Origin of the sequence: Streptomyces sp. NPDC058239 (genome assembly GCF_042882185.1) — a bacterium.
Taxonomy (GTDB): domain Bacteria; phylum Actinomycetota; class Actinomycetes; order Streptomycetales; family Streptomycetaceae; genus Streptomyces.
This window is the reverse complement of record NZ_JBHVWS010000046.1, coordinates 48,574-72,116: the sequence shown is the minus strand read 5'-3', so window position 1 is coordinate 72,116 and position 23,543 is coordinate 48,574. Positions and strand designations below refer to the sequence as shown.

Below are 23,543 nucleotides of genomic sequence, written 5' to 3'. Positions count from 1 at the left end.
GACGCCTGTGCGGTCTCACCCGCACCGGTCACATCTGTACCGATGCCCCGCACAATCCGGCATACGCCTTCTTGAGCATGCCATCGACCGGCGTCGGTCGTACGCCGGTCGCACACAGCGCGCATCGCCCGGATCACCTCACACCGAGGCCGCGCCGCCCGAACGCTCGCAGCCCCGCGCTCAGCGCTCCAGCTCGGCCAGCCGCTCGGCGGTCGACTCGCCCGCCGCACCACCGCCGTCCGGCAGTTTGCGCCACTCCTGGCGGGCCGCCCGGTACGCCTCGCGTGCGGCCCGGGGGCGCCCCGCCCTCTCATATGTCATACCCCGCCAGTGGTTGGCTGTAGCACCCAACTCGACCGCCTGTTGGACTTGTTGCGGACTGTCCAGCTCCGCTTCTGCCGTGCCGGCCGCATCGGCCGCGCCCCGGAACGCCTCGGCCGCCTCGTCGAGCCGGGCCGGACGCTGCAGCACCCGGGAGGCGTCGAGGTGGGACAGGCCCAGTTCCAGCCAGCAGCGCGCCGCGGTCAGCGGGTCGGTCGTCTCCTGGGCCGCGAGCCCGAAGAGATGCTCGGCCTCCCGCAGATCGACCCGGTCCTCGGTGGCCCGGTGCCGCAGCATCAGCGCCCGCCCCAGCATCAGCAGCCGCTCGGCCTGGCGCGCGCTGCCCGCTGCCGTCTCCGTACGGCAGTCGCGCAGCACCCGTATCGCGGCGCCGATGTGTGCGCGGCCGTCGGGCAGTCGGGCGCGGCGCAGCAGGGTGCCGCCCCATTCGGCGAGCAGATCGGCGTGCGCCTGCGAGTCGCGCGGTACGCCGCGCGCGGCGCGGGCGAACCAGTCGGCCGCGTCGACGAGTTCATCCGGGTTCCCGGTGTGTTCGTAACGCGCGACACGGACTCTGGCGGCCCGGGTCTGGAGCAGGGCGCGCAGCCGCTGTTCCCGCACGGTCGCCAGGGCCTGCTCGATCAGGGTCGCCGCCTCGTCCGGCTCCTCGCCGGAGGCGAGCAGGGCGTCCACCAGATCCAGCAGGATGCGCACCTCGGTGCCCATGGTGTGCCGGCCGCCGCCCTGCTCGAACGCCGTGCGCAAGGAGCGCGCCGCCTGACCGGCGTACACCCGGGACTGTTCGGTGTCGACGGTGGCCCCTGCCAGTCTCAGCAGGGTCCGGCCGTGCGCCAGCGGCAGAGCGGGGGGCCGGTTCTCCTGGTCGGGCCAGACATCGGCGAACGCCTCCAGCATGCCGTACGCGGCCTGCAGCAGGGCGGTGTCGCCGTCGAGCCGCCACTGCGCCTCCAGGGCCCGGACCCGCTCCAGCGTGAGCCGGAGGGCCTCGGCGGGATCCAGGCCGGGGGCCGAGCAGGCGGCCGTGTACTCGCGGTCGGCGCGCCGCAGCAGTTCCAGTGCGCCACGCCGGTCGCCGCGCCGCCGGCGGTCGTCGGCCGCGGCGTGCAACACCTTTGCCAGTACGGCCCGTTCGCGGGCCGCCCCGGGGTGCGCGGCGGCCCGCTCGGCGGCGTACTCGGCCTCGCGGAGCAGCTCGGCGTCGCCCTGGACCTCCCACAGCCGCAGGACGCAGCGCGAGTACTCCGCCCACAGTTCGGGGTCGGAGCCCGGCTGCTCCTCGCGCTCCGTGGCCCCCCGCAGCAGCTGCACGGCGTCGATCAAATACTGCACCATGCTGTCCGATTCGAAGTGCCGCACGAGGACGCGGGCGCTCTCCACCGCCGCGTTCGGCGTCTGGACGGGGCTCCGGTAGCCGTCCCGGTCGGTCTGGATGACGAACTGCTCAGGCAGGGGCATGAAACGCTCCAGTACGCGGACCGCGACCTCGGCGAAGGGATGGGGGACGCGCGACCCGCCGCTTGCGCCGCTCTCCCCGTTCTCGTCACCCTCTTCGATCTCCCCGTCGGGCGCGCTGTTCTCCATGGTGTCCGTGGTGTGGGTGGACCGCAACGATCCGCCCCTGCCCTCTCCGAGCTGGGCGAAGGCGAGGGCGGGGAAGTTCGGCCCGCCCTTCCCGAATCGCTGCTCGATGTACTGCGAGCAGTGCTTGAGGACGAGCAGCGCCTCGTCCCGGCCCAGCGGACCGAGCAACGCTTCCCGGACTCCGGGCGCGAACTCGTACCACTGACCGACGCCCTCACCGCCGTCCTCGGCCCTGCTCCGCGTCAGCAGTCCGCTCAGCAGTACCTCGGCGAGTTCGGACGGGCCGGAGTGGGGCAGCATCGTGCGCTGCACCAGCTGCATCACGGGCAGATACAGCGGGGCCGCCGCGAGGTAGACGGCCAGCTGTCCGGCGACCGGAGAGGCCGCGGAACGGAAGCGGCTGACCAGTTGGAGCGAGGACAGCCCGTCGCCGGGGCGCTGCGCGGCCGCCGCGGGCTGATCGGCCCGAACCCAGCCGACGGCGCCGGAGATCCGCCCCGCACCGGTGCCGGAGAGCAGCTTCGCCCAGGCCGCCAACGCGCCTTCCACCGGCGGGAGTACGGGAATCGCGAGGGCGCCCGGGTGCACGGCGGGTCCCGTTCCGGCGTGCTCCATCACCTTCAGCACGGCGGCGCCGCCGGGCCCGTCACCCCGGGACAGCGAACCGTAGGTGACCGGCAGCCTGGTGCGGTTCCACATCCGCTGCGGCAGGGGCTGGAGCACGGCGGCGGGGGCCTGTCCGGCCAGCTGGTGCAGCAGCCGGTGAGCCCGGCCGCTGTGCCAGAGCGGACCGGCGCAGTCGCTGACGAGGACGGTGACACGACGGCCGGTCGGATCGCTCAGCCGGTCCGCGGAGTTCAGCGGTGCGGCGGCCGGATCGGGGCTGCGGCTCACCGCGGCCGCACCGTCGGGCCCCTGGTGCAGATAGCGCACCTGGACATCCCGGAAGGCACCCAACTGCCCGAAGATCTCTTGGAGTTCGCCGAACATCCGGTCCCACACCAGCATCGAGGACGAGGCGTCCATGACGCACTGCAGCAGCGCCTCGCCCCGGGAAGCGCCGCGGAACACCGGCATGATCATCCCACCGGCACGGGCGCTGAGCTCCGCGGTCGCCGTCTCGTCGAGCGTGCGGCGCAGCGGGGGCGCGGCCGGGCGGTAGCGCTGCAACGGGCGCAGGGCCCGCTGGAGTTCGAGCGGCTCCGGGAGGGCGGGGGCAGCGGGTACGCCGACGGTGAGAGCTCTCGCCCGGCCGCCCCGGGCGACGCTCCGTCCGCGCCCGGCCGGGCGGGGGCCGCCGGGTGGCGCAGTACGGGGTACGGGGTAGAGGGCGATCCGCCGGTCGGTGTCGCCGAGGTCGCGCTGCTCCGCAGGCTCGTCGTCGTCCGGGGCGGGGTCCGGGGCTTCGTCCCGTCCGGTCACCTGCGGGGCGGGCCGGCCGGCCGGGCGGCCCGCCTGGGCGGGGCCGGCGGACAGCAGCGGCGTGGCCGCGTCGCCCTCGTCGTCCGGCGCGTCGGGGTGGCGGGTCCAGCGGGCCAGCCAGAGGGCGTCGCAGAGCTGCTCGGTGTCGGGGTCGAGCCCGGCTCCGCGTAACCGGGCCACGAATGCGGGCAGCAGACCTCCGTCGTACGCCTCGGAGTCCGGCTGCGGCGACTGCGGCTCGGGCTCCGGCCCGACAGCTTCGGGTTCGGTGTCCATTGGCCCGTCCGGGACGTGGGTGTCGTAAGGCTCCACGGTGTCATCCCGCCCGCCGCCGGGGCCGCGTCCCTGATCCGGTCCGTGCCGCGCCTTGCCGTCGGCCATCAGCGCATCACCTCGGCCGGTCGAGTCGCTGGATGAGCAGGTCGGCGAGGCGGTCGCGGCCGGCCGGGGCGGCGGCATCGGTGAGATAGATCGCGTTCAACAGCTGGTCCGTGGCAAGGAGTTCGCTGCGGGAGCGCTCCAGGAAGTGGGCGATGAGATCGTCCCCGGACCGCGCCGCCTCGTCGCCCAGGTGGGCGCGTACGAAGGTCGCGAGCCGCTGGTGGTCGGGGCGTCCGAGCTCCAGGTGGATGCAGCGGCGCATCAGGGGCGCCGGGAAGTCCCGCTCGCCGTTGCTGGTGAGCACCACGAACGGGAAGGACCGGCACTGCACCCTGCCGCCCCTCACCTTCACCTTGTTGCCGTCGTCGTCGAGGACCTCCGCCTCGCCGTCGGGCAGCCGGTCGGCGATCCGCTCCAGCTCGGGGATGGCGAACTCGCCCTCCTCCAGCACATTGAGCAGGTCGTTCGGCAGATCGATGTCGCTCTTGTCGAGCTCGTCGATGAGCAGTACGCGCGGCCGGTCCGAGGGCAGCAGCGCGGTGCCGAGCGGCCCGAGCCGGATGTAGCTGCCGATGCTCTGTGCCAATTCGGCGCCGGCCGCCCCGGCCCCCGCACTGTGCGCGGCGATCTGTACATCCTGGAGCCGGGCGATCGCGTCGTATCGGTAGAGGCCGTCCTGGAGCTCGGAGCGGCTGACGATGGGCCAGCGCAGGACCCGGCCAAGCCCGAGCTCATGGGCGACGGAGTGTGCCAGCGTGCTCTTTCCGGCGCCGGGGCTGCCGGTGACCAGCAGCGGACGCCGCAGATAGAGCGCGGCGTTGATCATTTCGAGCTCTTCGGCACCCGGCCGGTGGAGTTCGGCGATGTGCCGGTGGCCGCCGAGGCGGCGGTCGGCGGATCCGTCCCCGTCCGGCTCGTCGGGGGCCGGGGCGCCGCGGCCCGCGAAGTCCCGCCAGGGCGGCGGGGGCGGCAGCTGCTCGATGCCCTCGTGCGGTTCGCCGGCCCCTCGGTAGATGAGCCACTCGCTGGGTTCACTCATAACGCGTTCCTCGTCGTCACTCGTCCGCCAGGGGCAGCAGTCGAACGTGCATCACGGTAGCGATCCGGCGTACACGCCGTAAGGGTCCGGCCGTTCACGGGGCCTCAAGGAACTGCCCGGAGCCGGGCAGCGGATGGTGTGGATCTTCGTAGAACAGGGCGACACCGTCCGACCAGTACGTCTCCGCACGGCCCGCATACACCCCCTGCCTCAGCTCATGGACTTTTTTCGGGAGTTGAACGGCGGTGCGGGCCTCGGCGACCGTATCGGCGGCGCGCCGGTGGAATTCCGTGCAGACCGCGGCCGGCTCGGCCGCCCGGCGCCGCCACAGGGCCACCCCGAAACCCCCGTCGAGCACCCGCCCGAGACCGGCCACGGTCTCCGGGTGGGCCCGTTCACCGTAGCGGCAGAGCACCGGGACGGTCTCGTACGCCAGTTGGCGCAGCTCCTCCACCACGGGTACGGGTACCCGCATTCCGTCCTCGCAGTCGACGACGGCGGCCCGCATCGCGGCGGTCGTGGTCCGGTTCCAGCGCGCCTCTCGCTCGTCGATCCCGTCATCGGCCGGGAGCGGACGGTGGTCCAGGCGGCGGATGACCACGGGGCGCAGTACTCCGAGCGGCCGGCCGTCGGGCGGCACGCGCCATCCGTCGACCTCCAGGTCCATGAGGGCCTGGTCCACCGCGACCTGGAGCACGGCGGGGTCGTCGGGTTCGTCGCACCGCCGGAACGCCTCCGCCAGCGGGCCCGCGAGCCGGGCCGGGAGGGCCTCCGACGCGGTGCCCCGGCTGTCCTCGGCGACGGGCAGGACGTCCCCGCCGCGCTGGGAGACGCCGATCCGCCAGTCGTAGCGGTCCCGTTCCCAGCCGCGCGGCTCCAGCGCCAGCAGGACGAACGGAGCGCTGCGTGTCCTGACGGGTTCGAGCGTCGGCGCCGGGGTTCGCAGGTGTTCGAGGCCCGGGGCGTGCCGGCCGTTGTGCCGGAGCCCGGCAAGCTCATGACGGAACTTGCGGGAGAGCCGGTCCTCGGCCATCCGCTTCACCCATTCCCACAGGGATGCCTCGGCGAGCTGGGTGGACGGCAGGACGTAAGGGCGTTCGGCGGAGATGGCGCTCATGCAGTAGCGCAGGATCAGTTCCAGTGCGCCGTCGCCGCCGGGGGCGTCGTACAGCGTCCCCAGTCCGTCGCGCCAGCCGCGCGGGGCCGCGTGGTGCTCGGCCGGGTGGGTGTCGGGCAGCCGGTCCAGGAGGTCGAGGAGGCTGCGGGTGCTGAGCGGGGGCGGGAGTTCCGCGAGCCGGCCGAGCAGGTCGACGCGTTGCTGGGGGCTGAGGGCGAGCCCTGCTCCGGCACCCAGTTCGCGCTGAAGATCGGCCCAGGTCCGATCGGTGCCGACCGGGCTGGTGTGCCGGTCGGCGTGATAGCGGTCGTGGGCGTGGAACACCGCCTGATAGGGGTCGTCGGACTCGGCGGCGACCGCCCCGGGGGGCACGGGCAGAGTGCGCAGCCGCTCGACGCCGATCGAGGTCCCGCCGGTCGTGCCGTCGGAGCGTGACTTGAGTACGCCGACGACCTCGCCGCGGGCCAGGTCCACCACGGGTCCGCCGGACAGGCCCGGGTACATCCGGTCGCCGTCGAGCCGCATCTGTTCGTCGTCCTCGGCCCAGTCGCCGAAGGTGCCCATCACCTGGCACCGCCCGCTGAACCGGGTCAGCTGCCCCGACCCGCCGTCGGTCCAGCCCGTGTAGAGGACCGAGCCGCCGCCGAACATGCCCGCAGGACGCTCGGTGACATACACACAGGGGTGCTCGACGGGCCGCAGCAGCCGGACGAGCGCGAGGTCGGGGGCGGGCCAGCCGCCCGAAGGCGCCGGAACCCGTGCGCCGCCGGGCCCGGCCGTGGCGTGACGGCCCTCGGGCAGGGCGGCGACCACGGTGCCCCGGACCGCGGTCTCGGCGCTGCCCGGGTCCGGCTTGAAGACCACGTTCACGTGACGCCCCTCCCCCTCCATCGCCACGTGCGCGCACGTGAGGACCCAGCTCGGGGCGATGAAGAAGCCGCTCCCCAGGAAGCCTCTGTCGGACCCGTCAGGGGCATACCCGGGCTCCGGGCGATGGATGCGTACGGTCGCCGCCATCACGAGGCCCGCCAGCGCACGGTACGTACTCTCCGAGCCGCCCCCTGCGCCCCTGCCCGGCGGCTGGGTCATGACCGGCTTCCGGCGTCCGGCCCGGGCCCGTCCGGATGCGCCGGTGCGCCGGTGGATGCCCCGGCGTCCGGATTCCCCGCGGATACGCCCGGGACCGCCGCCGGTGGTGCCGTGGGCGCGGGCGGATGCCCGGGCGGCGAGGAGGGCGGGGGCGGCATGGGCGGGGTGGCCTGCGGAGCCTGGGGCGCGGCTGCCTGCGGCGGCGTCTGCCCCGCCCCACGCGCCCCCGTCTGCGCCGGGATGGCCGGATCGGCGGGCGGACCGCCACCGCTCCACGTCAGCGTGACCTTGATGCCGCCCTTGGCCTCGCCGTCCGCGAGCAGGCCGACGACCTTGCCCGCCTTCGCGGTGAGCTCGATGCCGAATTCGACGCTGACCTCGTCGGGACGCACTGCCCGCAACGGCTCGGCGAGCGAACGTGCGACGCTGGTCACGACGGCCTGGAGGCTCTCGACCCGGGCCTGCACCTGCTCGGCGAAGTCGCCGTAGCCGATGTCCGTGAACGCCGGCCCCCGGGCGGTCAGCTCCTCCGCCCCGGAGATCCGTGCCCAGACCGGTGTGCCGTCCGGCATCTCGATACGCGTGATACGGGCCCCGCCGTCACCCATGAAACCCCCCGTTCCCCCAACTACCCGCAGGTTAACGGCAGTACGCTGCCGATGCGAGAGACATGGACCATGACGCCGGGGCACGGCGGGCCGGTTCTCGACGGGCTCGCGCGGCTGCCGCGGACCGCCCCGGCGGACGTACTCCCGGCCTTCGCGGGGCTGTCACCAGGCATTAGGCTTGCCGCATGTACTTCACCGACCGCGGTATCGAGGAACTGGAGAAGCGGCGAGGCGAGGAAGAGATCACTTTCGAGTGGCTCGCCGAGCAGCTGCGTGCGTTCGTCGATCTCAATCCCGATTTCGAGGTGCCGGTCGAGCGCCTCGCCACCTGGCTGGCCCGTCTCGACGACGAGGACGAGGACGAGTAGTCAGGTCGGCCCGGCGCCGTCGGCCCTGAACCGGTCGTAGGCGAGTCCGAGCGCTCCGTGCGTCATCAGCAGCTCCCCCGCCAAGGCCCAGCCGCCATTGCGGCGGCTCATCCCCCAGAGGGTGAGCGGTAGCCCGGCCGTCACCTGGGCGCCGCCCAGTGCGCGGGCTCCGGGGCCGCGCATCCAGGGGCCGGGGCGGCTGCTCTCGACCGCATCGAGTTCGAGCCTCACCGCCTCACGCCCGCCGGTCCAGGCGATCGGTTCCGCTTCGCTCGGCGAACGTACGCATGGCCCCGCCCTCACCGACCGGCGTGCCGTCCGCGAGCCGGACGTCGCCGACCGGGCGCCGGAATCCGGACGCGAGCGCATGGCCGGCCCGGTCGCCGTCCCACCGCAGAGCGAGGACGGGCCGGGTCGAGCCGACCGCGAGCGCCGTGGCCCAGCCGGCCACGACCCGGTCGACCGGCTCCGCGTCCGTACCCCGCCATCGTTCCGCCGGGGCTCTCCCTCGGGTACGAGGACGGACCACCCGTCTCCGGCGGGCGCGAGCGTCATCCGCTCGCGCAGCAGACGGGCCACCGGCCGTACGTTCTCGGGTTCGGCACGGCACAGCAGCAGCGCCCTCACGGGGGATGTCGCGTTCACGCCCCGCACGGTAGGGCAATTTGCCCATATCTGATGCCCTTTGGTCGACCAACGGCATCGTGACTCCCCTCAGCTTCCCTTGACTTCCCCGATCCGCGATATATCGTGTTCTGCAAGAGACGCGATATGTTGCGTCATTCCGCGCTCCCCGGGAGGTCAGTTCCATGCCTGTGTCGACATGGGCCATCGCCGAGCCCCAGAAGCTGACCTTCGACGACCCCGTGACCTCGCTCAATGTGCGCATCGTCGGGGGCACCGTCAATGTCGTCGGCACCGAGGAGCCGACCGCCCGACTGGAAGTCTCCGCCATCGAGGGCCCGCCGCTGATCGTGACCCAGGAGGGCGGCGCCCTCACGGTCGCGTACGAGGGCCTGCCGTGGAACGGCTTCCTCAAGTGGTTCGACCTCAAGGGCTGGCACCGCAGCGCGGTCGTCTCGCTCGCCGTGCCGGCCGGGTCGGCGGTGGAGGTGGGCGTGGTCGGCGCCGGTGCCGTCGTATCCGGAATCCGTGGGCGCACGGACATACGGGGCGTCAACGGCGACACCACGCTCGTCGGGCTCGCAGGTCCGGTCCGGGCCGAGACGGTCTCCGGCAGCGTGGAGGCCCAGTCGGTCACCGGCGATCTGCGCTTCCAGACAGTCGCGGGCGATCTGACGGTCGTCGAGGGCGCCGGGGCCTCGGTGCGGGCGGACTCGGTCAGCGGCAACATGGTGCTGGACCTGGACCCGACCGGGAAACCCACGGACATCCAACTGGCCACGGTCTCCGGCGAGATCGCCATCCGGCTGCCGCACCCGGCGGACGCCACGGTCGAGGCGAACACCGCGAGCGGCGCCGTCTCCAACGGCTTCGAGGATCTGCGGGTCAGCGGCCAGTGGGGGGCGAAGAAGATCACCGGCACGCTCGGCGCCGGGACCGGGAAGCTGAGGGCGACGACCGTCTCAGGATCGATCGCCCTGCTGCGCCGCCCACCGGCCGAGGACGATCCGCACGATGCCGAGCCGACCGGAAAGGTGCTCTGACATGCCCCCCGTATTCGCCCATGGCCGCCTCCGCCTCTATCTGCTGAAGCTGCTCGACGAGGCCCCTCGCCATGGCTACGAGGTGATCCGGCTCCTGGAAGAGCGCTTCCAGGGGTTGTACGCGCCCTCGGCGGGCACGGTCTATCCGCGCCTCGCCAAGCTGGAGGCCGAGGGGCTCGTCACCCATGCCACCGAGGGCGGCCGCAAGGTCTACTCGATCACCGACGCGGGCCGCGCCGAACTGGCCGGCCGCACGGGCGAACTCGCCGATCTGGAACTGGAGATCAGGGACTCCGTCTCCGAACTCGCCGCCGAGATCCGGGACGATGTACGCGGCGCCGCCGGCAAGCTGCGCAGCGAGATGCGGGCCGCGGCGCACGAGACCAGGCACACCTCCGCCCGCCCCACCGGCCGCAAGAGCGACTGGGAGTCCGCCTTCGGCGACCTCGGCGACTTCGGCGACAAGGAGGCATGGCGCACCGCGAAGGAGGAGCTGCGCAAGGCCAAGCAGGAGTGGAAGGAGCAGGCCCGCCGGGCGAAGGACGAGTCCCGCCGCGCCCGCGAGGACGCCCAGCAGGCCCGCCGCCAGGCCAAGGAGGCCCAGGACAGGGCGCGCGAGCAGATGCAGAACGCCGCCCGCCAGGTCCAGGAGCACTTCGCGCGGGGCGACTGGCCCTCGGGCGTACGGGAGGGGCTGGCCGAGATCACCGGTCAGCTGGGCAGCTTCGCGAGGACGGGCAGCTGGCCCCCGTACATCAAGCCGGAGCCCGCCGACGCCGACCCGGAGTGGGGCAAGGACGCTGCAGGGACCGGCGACCCGGCCCGCGATCTGGACCGCCTGCTCGACCGCTTCCGCGACGACATCCGCGACGCGGCCCGGGACCGGGGCGTCACGGAGGAGCAACTGACGGAGGCCCGCCGCCACCTGTCGACGGCGGCGGCCCACATCGGGGCGCTGCTGCGGAAGGACGACGCGGGGAGCTGACGCGGGCCGGGGACGGAGCCCCGGTCCTCAAACCCCGGACGGGCCCAGATCGCCCCCGGCTCCGTCCCCGTACAACGCGCGGTTCACCGCCTCGTACGTCGCGCCATGCGCGGCGAGTACGTCGGCGACCACGCCGGGGCAGGCGGTGAGCGCCAGAAGGAGATGCTCGTCGCCGATGAAGCGGTCTCCGCGCCCCACCGCGATCCGCAGTGTCCTCGTCAGGACGTCCTTCGACCCGCGGGTGAACGGGCGACGCCCCGCCCCGCGCCGCCGGACCCGGTCCAGCGCGCCCTCCCCGTGGACCTCCTCGACACGGGCGACGATCTCGGCGACATCGATGCCGAGACCGGCGAGTGCGTCCGTGTCGGCCTGGGTCAGCCCGCCACGGCGGCGCGCGGTGACCAGATCGGCCTCGAGCGCCGCGCGACGGTCGGCGAGGCCCAGCGAGGTGATGGCGAAGGAGGCCCGGCCGGCCCGCCGGTCCAGCAGAGCGAGCAGCAGATGTTCCTCGGTGACCGTTTCGGCGTCGGTCCGTTCGGCGTGGGTCACGGCGCCGGTCACGGTCGCCCGGGCGCTCTTCGTGAATCGTTCGAACATCAATGCCTCCCGTACTTCTTGTGCACGGCCTGTCGGCTGACGCCCAGCTCGGCCGCGATCTCCTGCCACGACCAGCCCTTCACGCGGGCGCTTCTGACTTGCACTGCTTCGAGTTGCTCCAGCAGCCGTCGCAGTGCGGCGACCGCCCGCAGCCCCACCCGGGGGTCGTGGTCACCGGCGCGCGCGGCGAGATCCGTTGCTTCGGTCATGATGTCAACTTATGTTGACATGGCATCCTCGTCAACCACGGTTGACAAGGGTGCTGCGGGGACCGGCTCAGCCATGCGCCGACCAGGTCACCGCGACCGTGACGCGAGCCCCCTTGCGGGCCTGGACAAGCACCTCTCCCCCGCGCCTTCCGACCATGGCGTGACCGTCCATCGAGACCCGCCACTCCCCGGCCGCCGGCCGTGCAGGAGAGCCGGTAGAGATGGGTGAAGGCGCGCTGCACGGCAGGCTCGAAGTACTCGGCGGACCAGTCGTCGGGGTGCGGGGTGAAGGGCAGACCATCGGTACGGGTCGCCCGGGCCGGGATGCCGCGGTGGCCGAACGCGGTGCCGAAGACGTCCTGGTGGGCGTCGAGCAGCAGCTGAATGTCGTACTTGCGCGCCCGGTCCAGGACCCGGTCGATCCGGTGAAGCCGGGGATGCCGGTCCGGTCCGGTGGTGCGGGCCGTGCGTCGGCGGCGGGGGCGAGGGCCCCGCCGCGAGCACGGACGAAGTGACGATCGAGGTGAGTACGCCGCCCATCCGCGTCCGCATTCGCATGGCGCAGTTGAGAACGGCTCACCCCGAACACCTCAAGAGCAGGTGAGCACAATCTTTCCGAACTGGTCGCCTGCGGCCAGCCGTTCGAATCCCTCGCGGGCCCGGTCCAGCGGCAGCACCTCGTCGATGACGGGCCGCACGCCGGTCGTCGCACAGAACGCCAGCAGATCCTCCAGCTCGTCCTTGGAGCCCATGGTCGAGCCGACGACCTTCAGCTCCAGGAAGAAGATCCGGGTCAGCTCGGCGTGTGAGGGCCGGTCGCCGCTGGTCGCGCCGGAGATGACGAGCGTGCCGCCGGGGCGCAGCGACTTCACCGAGTGGGACCAGGTGGCGGCGCCGACCGTTTCGATGACCGCATCGACGCGCTGCGGCAGCCGCGCACCCGGCTCGTACGCCTCGATCGCACCGAGTTCGACGGCGCGCTTGCGCTTGGCCTCGTCGCGGCTGGTGGCGTAGATCCGCAGCCCGGCCGCCCGGCCGAGCACGATCGCGGCGGTGGCGACGCCGCCGCCCGCGCCCTGGACAAGGACCGAATCGCCGGGACGCACCCCGGCGTTGGTGAAGAGCATCCGGTACGCGGTGAGCCAGGCGGTCGGCAGACAGGCGGCCTGCTCGAAGGTGAGCTCCTTCGGCTTGGGCAGCACATTCCAGCTGGGGACGGTGACCTGCTCGGCGAAGGTGCCCTGATAGCGCTCGGTGAGGATGGAGCGGGGTTCTTTCGGACCGACGCCGTGCCCGGTCTGCCCGATGACGGAGTGCAGGACGACCTCGTTGCCGTCCTCGTCGATCCCTGCGGCGTCGCAGCCGAGAATCATCGGCAGCTTGTCCTCGGCGAGGCCGACGCCGCGCAGGGACCAGAGATCGTGATGGTTGAGGGAAGCGGCCCGGACGCTGACGGTCGTCCAGCCCGGACGCGCCTCGGGAGCGGGGCGTTCGCCCAGCTCAAGGCCGTTGAGAGGGTGGTCGCGGTCGATGCGGGATGCGTAGGCGGCGAACATGGCCTTGACGATAGGCCGGGGCGCGGGCCGACGTAACCAGCCACGGGTGTGACGCGCACCGCGCAGGCGGCGGGGCGGATTCAGCCCCTCCCGCGATTGAGAAACGGGGGTCCGGGGGCGGGGCCCCGGTTACGGGAGGGGGCGGGACGGGGACAAGCCCGCCACAGGCGCACCCCGCACCCGGGAACCCGTACCCCGCCCCACCCCGGACCTCAGCGCCGAGCCACGCCCTCCGCCCGCGCCGCCGCGGCAACAGCGGCCGTGACCGCCGGAGCCACCCGCTCGTCGAACGGCGACGGAATCACGTAGTCCGCCGCGAGCTCGTCGCCCACGACATCCGCCAGTGCATTCGCCGCAGCGATCTTCATGCCCTCGGTGATCCGGGAGGCCCGGACCTGAAGAGCACCCGCGAAAATGCCGGGGAAGGCCAGCACGTTGTTGATCTGGTTCGGGTAGTCGGAACGCCCGGTCGCCACGACGGCCGCGTACTTGTGCGCGATGTCGGGGTGGACCTCGGGGTTCGGATTCGCCATGGCGAAGACGAACGCACCCGGCGCCATCGAGGCGACGGCCGCCTCGGGCACCGTACCGCCGGAAACCCCGATGAAGACGTCCGCGCCGGCCAGCGCGCTCTCCAGCGGGCCGGAGATCCCGGCCCGGTTCGTGAGCTCGGCCAGCTCGCGCTTGACGTCCGTCAGGTCCTCGCGGTCCCGGCTGACGATGCCCTTGCGGTCGGCCACGGCGACATCGCCGAGCCCCGCCTCCAGCAGGAACTTGGCGATGGCCACCCCGGCCGCACCGGCGCCGGAAATGACGCCGCGCAGCTCGCCGAGGCTACGGCCGGACAGCTTCGCGGCGTTGCGCAGGGCCGCGAGCGTCACGACGGCGGTGCCGTGCTGGTCGTCATGGAAGACCGGGATGTCGAGCCGCTCCTGCAGCTTGCGCTCGATCTCGAAGCAGCGCGGCGCCGAGATGTCCTCCAGGTTCACGCCGCCGAAGGACGGCGCGAGCCGGACGACCGTCTCGACGATCTCGTCCGCGTCGGTGGTCGCGAGCGCGATCGGGACCGCATCGACGCCGCCGAACTGCTTGAACAGGATCGCCTTGCCCTCCATCACGGGGAGGGACGCCTCGGGGCCGATGTCGCCGAGGCCGAGCACCGCGGTGCCGTCCGTCACGACGGCGACGACCTGCGACTTCCAGGTGTAGTCGTGGACCAGCTCGGGATTCTCGGCGATGGCGCTGCACACTTTGGCGACGCCGGGCGTGTATGCGAGGGACAGGTCGTCCTTGTCACGGACGGGAACGGTGGCCTGCACGGCCATCTTGCCGCCGCGGTGGAGCGCGAAGGCCGGATCGAACGGCTCTTCGGTGGCGCTGTCGGTGGTGCTGTCGCTGCGAGGATTGACGATCTCCGCTGCCATGGTGTTGACCCCTTAAGTCTTCAACGTTTGAGGGTGGCCACTCCTGATTGAGGAGGGGTGGGCGGGCACCGCGTACGTTCCCTGCGCCCGGCGGTTGGCCCGCCCCGGCAGGGGGAGATACGTACGCGCGGGCGCGCCGCACACGCGCCCTGAGCCCCGGATGAGGGGTGTAAAGGTCTTTCTTACCGGACGGACCACGTCACGGACGAGTCCATATCGACGCGGTGATGTGACTCATAGTCGAATCTCTGGACAAGTCAGCCAACTGGCGAAATGACGCACACCAGTCGAGACGCACCGAAAATCCTCCGGCGTGAAGAAGAAAACCCCACAGATGGTCCGGCCTTGATGTACCGGCCCCTTGAGGTTCGGGGATCGCCCGTTACCCGATTTTGACATGACTGGCCCCCTGTTTGGGCAAATCCGAATGGCAAGATGCCGTAATCGCACACGGCGGCGACATCCGACATCGCGTGTCAAACCGCCTAGCACCACCCTCATATGCCGGAGGAACCCGATCATGACCGCAAGCACCACACGTCGTACGGCCGCGAAGTCACGGATTGCAGCGGTCGGCGCCATCGCGGTCGCCGGCACCATGCTGCTGACCGCCTGTGGCGACCAGACCAAGAGCGGAACCAACAGCTCCGACTCGACGAAGACCAAGGGTTCCGCAGCCGCCGAACTCCTGCCTCAGGACATCAAGGACAAGGGCGTCATCAAGGTCGGCTCGGACATCGCTTACCCGCCGGTCGAATTCAAGGACAAGTCCGGCAAGACGGTCGGCATCGACCCCGACCTCGGCGCCGCTCTCGGCAAGGAGCTCGGCGTGACGTTCCAGTTCGAGAACGGCACGTTCGACACGCTGATCACGGGCCTGCGCTCCAAGCGCTACGACCTGGCGATGTCGGCGATGACCGACACCAAGGACCGCCAGGAGGGCGTCGACTCCGAGACGCAGAAGAAGGTCGGCGAGGGTGTCGACTTCGTCGACTACTTCACCGCCGGTGTCTCGATCTACACCAGGAAGGGCGACGACCAGGGAATCAAGACCTGGGCGGACCTCTGCGGCAAGAAGATCGCCGTCCAGCGCGGCACCGTCTCGCACGACCTCGCCAAGGCGGAGTCGAAGAAGTGCACGGGCGGCAAGAAGATCGCCATCGAGACGTTCGACAACGACCTGGAGGCCCAGACCCGGCTGCGCAGCGGTGGCGCCGACGCCGGCTCCTCCGACTTCCCGGTGGCCGCGTACGCGGTGAAGACCTCGGGCGGCGGCAAGGACTTCCAGCTCGTCGGCGAGCAGGTCGAGGCCGCCCCGTACGGCATCGCCGTGGCCAAGGGCAACGACCAGCTGACCAAGGCCGTTCAGGCGGCCCTGGACGCGATCATCAAGAGCGGCGAGTACGGGAAGATCATCTCCAAGTGGGGCGTCGAGGCAGGCGCGGTCACCGAGGCCAAGCTGAACGGCGGATCCTGAAACGGCTCCGGCGCTGAAAGGCTTTTCCTGTGATTGACATCGAGAAGACGGGCCCGGCCGACCAGCCGCCCATACCCCCCACCCCGCCGGCCGGACCTGAGGCGATCAGGGCCATTCCGGTCCGGCACTACGGCCGGTACGTCTCGGCCGTCATCGCGATCGCCGCACTGGTCGCGATCATCTACGCCTTCAGTCAGGGCAAGATCAACTGGGGTGCGGTCCCCGACTACTTCTTCGACGACCGCATCATCACGGGCGTCGGCAAGACCCTGCTGCTGACCGCCCTGTCGATGGTGATCGGCATCGTCGGCGGCGTCCTGCTGGCCGTCATGCGGCTGTCGAAGAACCCGGTGACCTCGTCGATCGCCTGGTTCTACATCTGGTTCTTCCGCGGCACCCCGGTCCTGGTCCAGCTGTTCGTCTGGTTCAACCTGGGTCTGGTCTTCGAGTACATCAACCTCGGACCGATCTACAAGGACTACTGGTCGAGCTTCATGACGCCGCTGCTGACGGCGCTGCTCGGCCTGGGCCTCAACGAGGCCGCCTACATGGCGGAGATCTGCCGAGCGGGTCTGCTCTCGGTCGACGAGGGCCAGACGGAGGCGTCGCACGCGCTGGGCATGAGCCACGGCAAGACCCTGCGGCGCGTCGTGATCCCGCAGGCGATGCGGGTGATCGTGCCGCCGACGGGCAATGAAGTCATCAACATGCTCAAGACGACGTCGCTGGTGGCGGCCGTGCAGTTCTACGAGCTGTTCAAGTACGCCCAGGACATCGGGCAGTCGTCCGGAGCCCCGGTCGAGATGTACTTCCTGGCCGCGGCCTGGTACTTGATCATGACCTCGGTGCTGAGCATCGGCCAGTTCTACCTGGAGCGGTACTACGCACGCGGGTCCAGCCGCAGCCTGCCGCCCACCCCGCTGCAGAAGATCAGGGCCAACCTGCTGTCCCTGGGCCGCCCGAAGGGAGGCATGGCATGACCGCCATGGTGAAGGCCGAGGGCGTCCACAAGTCCTTCGGCGCCGCGCACATCCTCAAGGGCATCGACCTGGAGGTCGCCCCGCGCGAGGTCTTCTGTCTGATCGGCCCGTCCGGTTCCGGCAAGTCGACCTTCCTGCGGTGCATCAACCACCTGGAGCAGATCAACGCCGGCCGGCTGTACGTCGACGGCGAGCTGGTGGGCTACCGCCAGAAGGGCGACAAGCTCTACGAGCTCAAGGACAGCGAAGTCGCCCTGAAGCGCCGGGACATCGGCATGGTCTTCCAGCGCTTCAACCTCTTCCCTCACATGACGGCGATCGAGAACGTCATGGAGGCTCCGGTCCAGGTCAAGGGCGAGGCGAAGGCAGTGGCCAGGGCCCGGGCGGAGCGGCTGCTGGACCGGGTGGGCCTGGCCGACAAGGCGAAGAACTACCCCTCCCAGCTCTCCGGCGGCCAGCAGCAGCGGGTGGCGATCGCCCGCGCCCTGGCCATGGAACCGAAGCTGATGCTCTTCGACGAGCCGACATCGGCGCTCGACCCGGAGCTGGTGGGCGATGTCCTGGACGTCATGCGCGGTCTCGCGGAGGACGGCATGACGATGATCGTCGTGACCCATGAGATGGGCTTCGCCCGTGAGGTCGGCGATGCGCTGGTCTTCATGGACGACGGCGTGGTGGTCGAGTCGGGCCACCCGCGCGACGTACTGACCAACCCGCAGCACGACCGGACGAAGTCGTTCCTGTCGAAGGTGCTCTAGGGGCGCAGGAGGAGGGCGGTACGGACCGATCCGGGTCCGCACCGCCCTCCTCCTCGTATCCCTGCCCCTCCTTCTGTTCTCTACTTCTTCGGCAGCAGTTCCGGGCTGAGCATCAGGGTCCGCATCTGGGCGCGGGTGAGCGGCGGGGTCTTGAGGAGCGGGCCCTGTGCCTGCTCGCTCTTGAGACCGGTGCTGCTGCGGACGGCCAGCAGCCCGCCGTCCTTCAGGGCAAGCCGGCCGACGAGCTCGGGCCCCCACAGGGGCGTGCCCCCGTACTTCATCGGGTCGCTCCAGATGGTCAGCACCCGCCCGTCCGGGAACTCCTCGCGTACGCAGTCCGCCGGGCGATGCTCCCCACGGTTCGGCTTGCACAGATCCGCGGCCGGATCGAGTCCGCCGAACTTCTTCGCGACGGACTCGGCATCCCTCAGGTCGACGGTGAGATAGCCGACGCCGCCGTCCCTGCGGACGGCGTACTGCCCGTCCAGCGGCCCCACCGGGTGTTCCTCGGCCTGCTCGGGGGTGGCGTTCTTGATGATGACGGCCAGCGAGACCTGTTCGACGCCCCCCACGTCCTTGGGCAGCAGCTTGACCAACCGCTCGGCCCTGCCGGTGTTCCCCGCGAGCTCGGCCGGGGCCGCCACCGACGACTCCTTCGGCTTCGTCCCCGAGGCGAGGCCCGGTACCGCGACCACTACGGCGGCGACCACGGTGAGTGCGGCCGCCGATACGGTGACCCGGCGCCGCAGGCGCACCCGGCCGGCCCTGGCATACACCGCCTGGGTGGAGATGACCGGCTGCCCCGCGTCCGCGGCGACCCGCCCCAACAGCTCATGCACGTCGTTCATACGAATTCCTCTGCCATCTCGGCGCGCAGCGCCGCCAACCCCCGAGCCGCATGGCTCTTGACCGTGTTCTCCCGCATCCCGAGCAGTTCGGCCGTGGCCTCGACGCTCAGGTCCTCCCAGTAGCGCAGCACCAGTACGGCTCGCTGCTTGGCCGTGAGCCGGGCGAGGGCCGCCCGCACCGCGAGGCCGGTGTCCGTGTCGGGCGCATGGTCCGCGCGGTCGGGCAGTTCGCCGTACGACTGTTCACGCCGCCAGAACCGGCGGCGGGCCGCGATGTAGGTGTTGACCAGGGTCTTGCGTGCGTACGCCTCGATGTTGTCGAGCCGCCCGTGCCGCCGTCCGCCGAGCACCACTTTGACCAGCGTCGCCTGGACCAGGTCCTCGGCCTCGTGCCGGTCGCCGCACAGCAGATACGCACTGCGGAACAGTGCGGTGCGTCTGCCCTCGACGAAGGCGTGCAGCGCGGCATCGTCATCGATCCGCATCGTCGACGCCCCTCTCCGGGTCCGCGGGTGCGGACCGTCTCACCCTTCCAGTGCGGCGGGACGCACAGTGGGTTGCAGCAGAGCGCAGAAAAAAGAAGGGGCGGTACGGGCCCAGGCCCGTACCGCCCCTTCCTGCGCATGCTGCCGCTACTTCACGGCCAGCACCAGACTGTCCGACGGGGATGCCCAGACGGCCCGCGCCTCACCGAACCCCGCCTCTCGCAGGGTGTCGGAGTGCCACCGCACGGACGGCATGTCGCCGTCCGCGTGCTCGCCGTAGATCTTGTACCGCTCTGCGGTCGGCCCGGCGAGAACCGGGTCCTTGGCGGCGAGGGCCCACCAGTCCGCCCAGTCGAGAGCACCCTCGGCCTTGGCACGGTCCATGGTCGCGTGCCGGTGGGCGCGTTCGGCCGCGTTGATACGGGGGGTCTCGGTGTCGATCATGTGGTCGGCGTTCATGAACACTCCGCCGTCCCTGACGAGCCCGCCGATCCGCCGGTAGAGCGCGGTGAGCGGTTCGGCGTGCAGCCAGTGCAGGGCGGTGGCTGTGAGGACGGCGTCATACGAGTCGTACGGCAACTGCCCTGCCCAGTCCGGGTCCTTGAGGTCGGCGGTGACGAAGGTGACGCGCTCGTCGCCGTCGAAGTAGCCGCGGGCGATGGCGAGGAGCGCCGGGTCGAGGTCGACGCCCGTGCTGGTGGCCTCGGGGAACCGCTTGAGGAGCCGGTCCGTAATACTTCCTGTACCGCATGCGAGGTCCAGCACTCTCGGCCGGGGCCCCACAATGGCCTCGACCATGTCCAGCATCACCCGGAACCGTTCCTCGCGGTCGGGCATGTACCACTCCTGCTGCCGGTCCCAGCTCTCCTGCCAGGCCGCCCAGTCAGTACCTGTCGTTGTCTCCGTCACGAGGAACCTCCCATGTAATACCCTGGAACCGTCAAAGCCCATTACATCGTTCGCTGCATCGACTTTAGACCGACGCCGTAAGGACTACAAGTGGAACTGGCCTATTACTCGGACTATGCCGTGCGTCTGGTCAACACCGAGGAGCCGGACCGCAACAAGGACTCCCTCACCTCCGTCGAGGCGGTCCGCGAGCTGTTCGGCGCCAACGGGCAGGCGGCCCGACGGGCGACCGACGCGGATGTGACCCGCTTCCGGTCCGTACGGGCACGATTGCGCGCGGTCTTCGAAGCGGCCGACGGCGGTGACGAGACACTCGCCGTCGACCTGCTCAACTCACTGCTGCTGGAGTTCCCGGTCAGCCCGCAGATCTCCGGGCACGATCTCCGCGACGAGGACGGCAAGCCGGACTGGCACATGCACCTGACCGACCACCCGTCGAACGCGACGGCCGGGTACGCCGCCATCGCGGCGATGGGCCTCGCCTTCCATCTCACCTCGTACGGTGTGGACCGGCTCGGCCTGTGCGAGGCGGCGCCGTGCCGCAACGCCTATCTCGACACCTCGACCAACCGCTCCCGCCGCTACTGCTCGGACCGCTGCGCGACCCGCGCCAACGTGGCTGCCTACCGGGCCCGCAAGCGCCTGGAGACGGAACGGGCCGCCGACACCGGCCGCAGCGCGGAGACCGCCCAGGTCACCACACCCCACAGCGACCGCTGATCCTTCTTCAGCGGCCGGTAGCGCGCCCGGACCCTGGCCAGCACGAGCTCCTCGGGCACCGTCCCGTAATCCGTGCTGTCACCGCCCGCGAAGGTGTTGTCGGCCAGCACCCACCAGCCGCCCCGACGACGCTCGGCCGCCCGCTTGACGATCAGCAGATCCTGCTGGAACGGATGGCGCAGAATCACCACGTCCCCGGGGCGCACCGTCGCCCCGTACTGCACGAGCAGCCAGTCCCCGTGATGGAGCGTGGGCACCATCGACGGCCCCGTCACCTCCACCACCTGAAACGGCACACGCGCAGCCAGCCCTCGCCCGGGCTGCTCCTGCGTCAGCTCAGGCAACTCCGGCACCTCCCGCATCTCTCCGGCACCTCCCCGGTACGTCCAGTACACCGTCCCGTACAGCGTTCCGTACATTCGGCCACTGGGCCCATCCTCACCCCGGACTTTTGGCCTAAGCCCATGGGGGCACCCGCTAAATCCCGTCTCTCACGGAGTAATGTCCCACCTGAGAAGACGATCACGAGGAAGGACAGCTCAATGCTTTCCCGCCTGTTTGCCCCCAAGGTGAAGGTCAGCGCCCACTGCGACCTGCCCTGCGGCGTGTACGACCCGGCCCAGGCCCGCATCGAGGCGGAGTCCGTCAAGGCCGTCCAGGAGAAGTACCAGGCCAACGAGGACCCGCACTTCCGGGCCCGCGCGGTGGTCATCAAGGAGCAGCGCGCCGAGCTCGCCAAGCACCACGTCTCGGTGCTGTGGAGCGACTACTTCAAGCCCCCGCACTTCGAGAAGTACCCGGAGCTGCACCAGCTGGTCAACGACGCCCTGAAGGCGCTGTCGGCCGCGAAGGCCTCCACGGACCCGGCGACGGGCCAGAAGGCGCTGGACTACATCGCCCAGATCGACAAGATCTTCTGGGAGACCAAGAAGGCTTGATCTATGGCTAGGCCACCTGACCTGCGGTTTCGCGGGTTGCATCGCCTACCTGTCCGCACCCGGTCCGCAGGCCGCCGAGAACGGCGTCCATGACGGAGCGGGTGCGGTCTTCTTCTCCGGGCCACAGGTGCGCGTAGATCCGCAGCGTGATGACGGCGGATGCGTGGCCGAGGACCAGCTGGACCTGCTTGACGCTCGCTCCGCCGGCGATGAGGGCGGAGGCGTAGAAGTGGCGCAGGTCGTGGGTCACCATGTGCGGCAGCTCGACGGACTTGCGGCCCTCGCGCTCGGCCGCCTCATTCTCCGCCGCTTGGAGCGCCTTGCGAGCGCAGTTCCATTCGGTCTTCCAGCGACGGTAGTTGAGGGGTTCGCCCTCCTCCATCGTGAGCAGCCACTCTTTCGAGGGCCGCGCGGCGAGATGCGCCAGGAGCGCGTCGGTGACTACTTCGCCGACCGGGACCGTGCGCCGTGATTTGCCGGTCTTCGGCGGCCCGATCAGGCCGGATTGCAGCCGCTGCCGCTCGACCCGGATGGCGCCGCGCTTGAAGTCGACGTCCGAGACCTTGAGACCGAGCAACTCGCCTATGCGCAAGCCCGATCCGGCGAGGACGACGATCGCCGAGCGGATGTACGGCGGCATGGCACCGGACATCGCCTCGACCTGGGCCACGGTGGGCGGCGTGATCTCGTCGTCCGGGATGGGCGGGAGGGTGATCCGCTTGCACGGCGTCACGGGGATGACCTTGTCCTCGCCGGCGGCCGTCATGACGCGGACCAGGACGTCGTAGACGTTGCGTACGCTGCCGGGCCCGAGCTGCTCGGACAGCTTCTTGAACAGGGCCTGGATGTGACTTCGGCGCAGTGACGCCATCGCGTAGGGGCCCAGCGCGGGTATGAGGTGGAGCCGCAGGGCGTTGTCGGTGATGCGCGTGCCCGCCTCGCCGGCGATCTGCTCGGCCTCCCACTTCGTCGCGTATTTCTCGAAGGAGATCTTGCCTGCGCGCGGGTCCACGTACAGGCCGGTGACCATGCTGGTCGTGACCTCGTCGAGCCAGCGCTGGGCGTCGACCTTGCGATCGAAGTGGCGAGCGTGCTCCTTGCCGTCGAGGTCGCGGTAGCGGGCCCGCCACTTGCCGTTGGGGCGCTTCTGGATGTTGGCCAAGTCGGTTCTCCCTTGGGTTGGTCAGTGGTAGTAGCCGCCGTCGATGTACTCGGTGAGGGCGCGGGCGTCGCGCTCTTCGCCCATGAGGCGGAGGCACTGCTCGTGGATGGCGCGTGAGCTGTCGGGGTGGGCCTGGATGTGCTCGGCCGTCGCGACGACTGCGTGATGGAGGCGGTCCTGGGCGTCGCGGGACTCGTAGAACGCCTCGACGGCTTCCTGGACGAGGCGCCGCCCGTCCATGTCGATGCCTTCGAGCGGCGGAGACATGAGCTCTTCCAGGGGCAGCTCGAAGACCCTGGAAAAGGCGAGGGCCTCGTCGAGGTTGATGCGGCGGCGCGGCTCGCCGTTCTCGATGCGCCAGACCGCGGTCTGGTTCATCCGCACGCCGGCCTTGGTCACGCGCTCCGCCAGTTCGGTGGTGCTCCAGCCCCGAACTTCGCGCTCCAGCGCCACTCTCGCTGCGACATTCCCCTCGCTATAGAGCAGGGGCACCTCGCCGCCCACCTTGCCGTCTGCCATCGCGTCTCCCATCCTCACCATCGCTATCCGAATTGAAACATGCACTTCCCGGTTTGGAAAATCGGAGATCGTCGGGTACACCTTGTGCAGATCGAATCGCTACCTAGTCGGATCGGAAAATGCATGGCTCGACACCTGACCACCGCCGAGGTTGCCGACCGCTACCGCACGGCCGAGAGCACGGTCCGCTACTGGCGGCAGATCGGGAAAGGCCCGCGCGGCATCAAGGTCGGAAAGCGGGTGCTGTACCCCGAGGCCGAGCTGCTGCGTTACGAGCAGGCGCTGGCTCTGGGCCAGGGCGAGTGGGGCACCGCCGCGTGAGGCGCCGGGCCCCGGCCCCGGCCCCTGGCAAGGCAACGGCC

23 protein-coding genes and 2 pseudogenes are annotated in these 23,543 nt (G+C 70.7%); 9 read left to right on the top strand and 16 right to left on the bottom strand.

Annotation, left to right across the window (positions count from 1 at the left end; all coding sequences use genetic code 11):
* Positions 1-180: 180 nt before the first annotated feature.
* From ACFVYE_RS35320 to ACFVYE_RS35305, 4 genes are all read right to left on the bottom strand, one after another.
* The gene (locus tag ACFVYE_RS35320) at positions 181-3,726 is read right to left on the bottom strand and encodes an SAV_2336 N-terminal domain-related protein (protein ID WP_389608165.1); all 3,546 of its coding nucleotides are present in this window, start codon (positions 3,724-3,726) and stop codon (positions 181-183) included.
* 7 nt (positions 3,727-3,733) lie between these two features.
* On the bottom strand, positions 3,734-4,765 hold the full coding sequence (locus ACFVYE_RS35315) for an AAA family ATPase (protein ID WP_389608164.1): 1,032 nt from the start codon (positions 4,763-4,765) through the stop codon (positions 3,734-3,736).
* A 94-nt stretch (positions 4,766-4,859) separates the two neighbouring features.
* Positions 4,860-6,971 carry a trypsin-like peptidase domain-containing protein gene (locus ACFVYE_RS35310; protein ID WP_389608163.1) on the bottom strand — a complete coding sequence of 704 codons (2,112 nt, stop codon included), beginning with the start codon at positions 6,969-6,971 and terminating at the stop codon, positions 4,860-4,862.
* A complete protein-coding gene (locus tag ACFVYE_RS35305; RefSeq protein ID WP_389608162.1) occupies positions 6,968-7,579 on the bottom strand; it encodes a CU044_2847 family protein in 612 nt (203 codons plus the stop codon). Before ACFVYE_RS35305 ends, ACFVYE_RS35310 begins: the two co-directional genes overlap by 4 nt.
* A gap of 185 nt (positions 7,580-7,764) precedes the next feature.
* On the opposite strand from ACFVYE_RS35305, the gene ACFVYE_RS35300 reads away from it, so the two are divergent.
* Complete coding sequence (locus ACFVYE_RS35300) at positions 7,765-7,947, top strand: DUF6104 family protein (protein ID WP_383971853.1); 183 nt, start codon at positions 7,765-7,767, stop codon at positions 7,945-7,947.
* Here ACFVYE_RS35300 and ACFVYE_RS35295 read toward each other — a convergent pair.
* Positions 7,948-8,592: pseudogene (locus ACFVYE_RS35295) on the bottom strand (hypothetical protein).
* Between the two features lie 164 nt (positions 8,593-8,756).
* Here ACFVYE_RS35295 and ACFVYE_RS35290 point away from each other — a divergent pair.
* Positions 8,757-9,614: a DUF4097 domain-containing protein gene (locus ACFVYE_RS35290; RefSeq protein WP_383971850.1), complete on the top strand. Its 858-nt coding sequence runs from the start codon at positions 8,757-8,759 to the stop codon at positions 9,612-9,614.
* Between the two features lies 1 nt (position 9,615).
* A complete protein-coding gene (locus ACFVYE_RS35285; RefSeq protein ID WP_383971848.1) occupies positions 9,616-10,599 on the top strand; it encodes a helix-turn-helix transcriptional regulator in 984 nt (327 codons plus the stop codon).
* Between the two features lie 27 nt (positions 10,600-10,626).
* Here ACFVYE_RS35285 and ACFVYE_RS35280 read toward each other — a convergent pair whose 3' ends face one another.
* The 5 genes and pseudogenes from ACFVYE_RS35280 to ACFVYE_RS35260 form a co-directional block, all read right to left on the bottom strand.
* Positions 10,627-11,196, bottom strand: coding sequence for a Clp protease N-terminal domain-containing protein (locus tag ACFVYE_RS35280; RefSeq protein WP_383971845.1), 570 nt, complete (start codon positions 11,194-11,196; stop codon positions 10,627-10,629).
* Positions 11,196-11,405 (bottom strand): sigma factor-like helix-turn-helix DNA-binding protein, encoded by a 210-nt coding sequence (locus ACFVYE_RS35275; protein WP_093899545.1) that lies wholly within the window; start codon positions 11,403-11,405, stop codon positions 11,196-11,198. The genes ACFVYE_RS35280 and ACFVYE_RS35275 overlap by 1 nt, the downstream gene beginning before the upstream one ends.
* Positions 11,406-11,620: 215 nt before the next feature.
* A pseudogene (locus ACFVYE_RS35270) lies at positions 11,621-11,836 on the bottom strand (endoglycoceramidase); the annotation flags it as partial.
* 159 nt (positions 11,837-11,995) lie between these two features.
* Positions 11,996-12,961, bottom strand: coding sequence for a zinc-binding dehydrogenase (locus ACFVYE_RS35265; RefSeq protein ID WP_189273450.1), 966 nt, complete (start codon positions 12,959-12,961; stop codon positions 11,996-11,998).
* Between the two features lie 212 nt (positions 12,962-13,173).
* Positions 13,174-14,385 carry an NADP-dependent malic enzyme gene (locus ACFVYE_RS35260; RefSeq protein ID WP_327272973.1) on the bottom strand — a complete coding sequence of 404 codons (1,212 nt, stop codon included), beginning with the start codon at positions 14,383-14,385 and terminating at the stop codon, positions 13,174-13,176.
* Positions 14,386-14,905: 520 nt separating this feature from the next.
* On the opposite strand from ACFVYE_RS35260, the gene ACFVYE_RS35255 reads away from it, so the two are divergent.
* The 3 genes from ACFVYE_RS35255 to ACFVYE_RS35245 are packed head-to-tail and all read left to right on the top strand — an operon-like array spanning position 14,906 to position 17,600.
* On the top strand, positions 14,906-15,862 hold the full coding sequence (locus ACFVYE_RS35255) for an ABC transporter substrate-binding protein (RefSeq protein ID WP_383971839.1): 957 nt from the start codon (positions 14,906-14,908) through the stop codon (positions 15,860-15,862).
* Positions 15,863-15,891: 29 nt separating this feature from the next.
* Complete coding sequence (locus ACFVYE_RS35250) at positions 15,892-16,842, top strand: amino acid ABC transporter permease (RefSeq protein WP_383971837.1); 951 nt, start codon at positions 15,892-15,894, stop codon at positions 16,840-16,842.
* Complete coding sequence (locus ACFVYE_RS35245) at positions 16,839-17,600, top strand: amino acid ABC transporter ATP-binding protein (RefSeq protein ID WP_383971833.1); 762 nt, start codon at positions 16,839-16,841, stop codon at positions 17,598-17,600. Before ACFVYE_RS35250 ends, ACFVYE_RS35245 begins: the two co-directional genes overlap by 4 nt.
* A gap of 80 nt (positions 17,601-17,680) precedes the next feature.
* On the opposite strand, the gene ACFVYE_RS35240 is transcribed toward ACFVYE_RS35245, so the two are convergent.
* The 3 genes from ACFVYE_RS35240 to ACFVYE_RS35230 form a co-directional block, all read right to left on the bottom strand.
* Positions 17,681-18,448, bottom strand: coding sequence for a hypothetical protein (locus ACFVYE_RS35240; RefSeq protein WP_389608161.1), 768 nt, complete (start codon positions 18,446-18,448; stop codon positions 17,681-17,683).
* A complete protein-coding gene (locus ACFVYE_RS35235; RefSeq protein WP_389608160.1) occupies positions 18,445-18,933 on the bottom strand; it encodes a SigE family RNA polymerase sigma factor in 489 nt (162 codons plus the stop codon). The genes ACFVYE_RS35240 and ACFVYE_RS35235 overlap by 4 nt, the downstream gene beginning before the upstream one ends.
* A gap of 147 nt (positions 18,934-19,080) precedes the next feature.
* Complete coding sequence (locus ACFVYE_RS35230; RefSeq protein ID WP_383972953.1) at positions 19,081-19,884, bottom strand: class I SAM-dependent methyltransferase; 804 nt, start codon at positions 19,882-19,884, stop codon at positions 19,081-19,083.
* Positions 19,885-19,932: 48 nt separating this feature from the next.
* Between ACFVYE_RS35230 and ACFVYE_RS35225 the strand changes: the two genes are divergently transcribed.
* On the top strand, positions 19,933-20,562 hold the full coding sequence (locus ACFVYE_RS35225) for a CGNR zinc finger domain-containing protein (RefSeq protein ID WP_383972955.1): 630 nt from the start codon (positions 19,933-19,935) through the stop codon (positions 20,560-20,562).
* Here ACFVYE_RS35225 and sodX read toward each other — a convergent pair.
* Positions 20,466-20,924 (bottom strand): nickel-type superoxide dismutase maturation protease, encoded by a 459-nt coding sequence (gene sodX / locus ACFVYE_RS35220; protein WP_327278033.1) that lies wholly within the window; start codon positions 20,922-20,924, stop codon positions 20,466-20,468. The genes ACFVYE_RS35225 and sodX overlap by 97 nt on opposite strands.
* Before the next feature lie 180 nt (positions 20,925-21,104).
* Here sodX and sodN point away from each other — a divergent pair, with 180 nt between their 5' ends.
* Positions 21,105-21,500 carry a superoxide dismutase, Ni gene (gene sodN / locus ACFVYE_RS35215; protein WP_093899557.1) on the top strand — a complete coding sequence of 132 codons (396 nt, stop codon included), beginning with the start codon at positions 21,105-21,107 and terminating at the stop codon, positions 21,498-21,500.
* 7 nt (positions 21,501-21,507) lie between these two features.
* Here sodN and ACFVYE_RS35210 read toward each other — a convergent pair whose 3' ends face one another.
* Positions 21,508-22,662: a tyrosine-type recombinase/integrase gene (locus tag ACFVYE_RS35210; protein WP_389608159.1), complete on the bottom strand. Its 1,155-nt coding sequence runs from the start codon at positions 22,660-22,662 to the stop codon at positions 21,508-21,510.
* A 21-nt stretch (positions 22,663-22,683) separates the two neighbouring features.
* Positions 22,684-23,181, bottom strand: coding sequence for a helix-turn-helix transcriptional regulator (locus tag ACFVYE_RS35205; protein WP_389608158.1), 498 nt, complete (start codon positions 23,179-23,181; stop codon positions 22,684-22,686).
* A 123-nt stretch (positions 23,182-23,304) separates the two neighbouring features.
* On the opposite strand from ACFVYE_RS35205, the gene ACFVYE_RS35200 reads away from it, so the two are divergent.
* On the top strand, positions 23,305-23,502 hold the full coding sequence (locus tag ACFVYE_RS35200) for a helix-turn-helix transcriptional regulator (RefSeq protein WP_389608157.1): 198 nt from the start codon (positions 23,305-23,307) through the stop codon (positions 23,500-23,502).
* Positions 23,503-23,543 lie beyond the last annotated feature (41 nt).

What these genes read in the sequence shown, in the direction of transcription:
- ACFVYE_RS35200 (WP_389608157.1), top strand. Translation starts at nt 23,305, where the DNA reads ATGGCTCGACACCTGACCACCGCCGAGGTTGCCGACCGCTACCGCACG.
- ACFVYE_RS35265 (WP_189273450.1), bottom strand. Translation starts at nt 12,961, where the DNA reads ATGTTCGCCGCCTACGCATCCCGCATCGACCGCGACCACCCTCTCAAC.
- ACFVYE_RS35305 (WP_389608162.1), bottom strand. Translation starts at nt 7,579, where the DNA reads ATGGGTGACGGCGGGGCCCGTATCACGCGTATCGAGATGCCGGACGGC.
- ACFVYE_RS35255 (WP_383971839.1), top strand. Translation starts at nt 14,906, where the DNA reads ATGACCGCAAGCACCACACGTCGTACGGCCGCGAAGTCACGGATTGCA.
- ACFVYE_RS35240 (WP_389608161.1), bottom strand. Translation starts at nt 18,448, where the DNA reads ATGAACGACGTGCATGAGCTGTTGGGGCGGGTCGCCGCGGACGCGGGG.
- ACFVYE_RS35315 (WP_389608164.1), bottom strand. Translation starts at nt 4,765, where the DNA reads ATGAGTGAACCCAGCGAGTGGCTCATCTACCGAGGGGCCGGCGAACCG.
- ACFVYE_RS35245 (WP_383971833.1), top strand. Translation starts at nt 16,839, where the DNA reads ATGACCGCCATGGTGAAGGCCGAGGGCGTCCACAAGTCCTTCGGCGCC.
- ACFVYE_RS35300 (WP_383971853.1), top strand. Translation starts at nt 7,765, where the DNA reads ATGTACTTCACCGACCGCGGTATCGAGGAACTGGAGAAGCGGCGAGGC.
- ACFVYE_RS35235 (WP_389608160.1), bottom strand. Translation starts at nt 18,933, where the DNA reads ATGCGGATCGATGACGATGCCGCGCTGCACGCCTTCGTCGAGGGCAGA.
- ACFVYE_RS35260 (WP_327272973.1), bottom strand. Translation starts at nt 14,385, where the DNA reads ATGGCAGCGGAGATCGTCAATCCTCGCAGCGACAGCACCACCGACAGC.
- ACFVYE_RS35275 (WP_093899545.1), bottom strand. Translation starts at nt 11,405, where the DNA reads ATGACCGAAGCAACGGATCTCGCCGCGCGCGCCGGTGACCACGACCCC.
- ACFVYE_RS35320 (WP_389608165.1), bottom strand. Translation starts at nt 3,726, where the DNA reads ATGGCCGACGGCAAGGCGCGGCACGGACCGGATCAGGGACGCGGCCCC.
- ACFVYE_RS35285 (WP_383971848.1), top strand. Translation starts at nt 9,616, where the DNA reads ATGCCCCCCGTATTCGCCCATGGCCGCCTCCGCCTCTATCTGCTGAAG.
- ACFVYE_RS35230 (WP_383972953.1), bottom strand. Translation starts at nt 19,884, where the DNA reads ATGGGCTTTGACGGTTCCAGGGTATTACATGGGAGGTTCCTCGTGACG.
- sodX (WP_327278033.1), bottom strand. Translation starts at nt 20,924, where the DNA reads ATGCGGGAGGTGCCGGAGTTGCCTGAGCTGACGCAGGAGCAGCCCGGG.
- ACFVYE_RS35290 (WP_383971850.1), top strand. Translation starts at nt 8,757, where the DNA reads ATGCCTGTGTCGACATGGGCCATCGCCGAGCCCCAGAAGCTGACCTTC.
- ACFVYE_RS35205 (WP_389608158.1), bottom strand. Translation starts at nt 23,181, where the DNA reads ATGGCAGACGGCAAGGTGGGCGGCGAGGTGCCCCTGCTCTATAGCGAG.
- sodN (WP_093899557.1), top strand. Translation starts at nt 21,105, where the DNA reads ATGCTTTCCCGCCTGTTTGCCCCCAAGGTGAAGGTCAGCGCCCACTGC.
- ACFVYE_RS35280 (WP_383971845.1), bottom strand. Translation starts at nt 11,196, where the DNA reads ATGTTCGAACGATTCACGAAGAGCGCCCGGGCGACCGTGACCGGCGCC.
- ACFVYE_RS35310 (WP_389608163.1), bottom strand. Translation starts at nt 6,971, where the DNA reads ATGACCCAGCCGCCGGGCAGGGGCGCAGGGGGCGGCTCGGAGAGTACG.